The organism is Methylobacterium sp. WL7 (assembly GCF_008040085.1).
GTDB classification, from domain to species: Bacteria; Pseudomonadota; Alphaproteobacteria; order Rhizobiales; family Beijerinckiaceae; genus Methylobacterium; species Methylobacterium mesophilicum.
Genome location: NZ_VRVG01000347.1, coordinates 1 through 736, shown reverse-complemented (window position 1 = coordinate 736; position 736 = coordinate 1). Strand labels below are relative to the sequence as shown.

The following is a 736-nucleotide window of genomic DNA, read 5'->3' as shown; positions in this document are numbered from 1 at the left end:
CGCATCAGGCGGCCGCCCGAAACGCTCATCTCAAACGCCGAGCGTCAGCCGACACAGGACATAGACGCCGTAAGCCCAGCAAAACACGCCGACGACGAAAAAGCCAAAAACGCAACTGTAATGCTAGTTGTTTGGTTGCGGAACGTCGTTGGGATGCGGCGCGTTGGGCGATCAAAGCCTATGCGTGGCGGTTTGCAGGTGTGCGCCGCCGTTCTTCCAGGACGGCCCGCTGATGCTCGCCATCCATCCCCAAGCTCGCACCACCCCGGCTGTCCGCGCCGAGATCGCCCGCTCGTACGAGCGCTCCGGGGTGCTGGCCAAGCGCTACGGCGTGTCCACCGAGACCATCCGCAAATGGCGCAATCGCGGTCCCGATGCGTGTCAGGACCGCTCGGCTCGACCCCACAAGCTGCCCTGGAAAGCCACCGATGAGGAGCGCGCCATCGTGCGCGTGCTCCGCCGCTCCACCGGCTTTCCTCTAGATGCACTGACCTTCATCGTCAGCCACTTCCTGCCGCACCTGAACCGGGATGCGGTCTACCGCATCCTCAAGGCCCAGGGCCTTAATCGGCTGCCGCCCGCCGAGCAGGCCCGCAAGCCACACGGCACCTTCAAGGACTACGAGGTCGGCTTCATCCACGTCGATGTGAAGCACCTGCCCAAGCTGCAGGATCGCGACCGCGTCTCGCGCAAGCGCTACCTGTACGTCGCCATCGATCGCGCCTCCCGCTACGTG

General features: G+C 64.7%; 1 pseudogene. It reads left to right on the top strand.

Annotated features, from left to right (window positions below):
- Positions 1–232 precede the first annotated feature (232 nt).
- Positions 233–736: pseudogene (locus tag FV233_RS29695) on the top strand (IS481 family transposase); the annotation flags it as partial.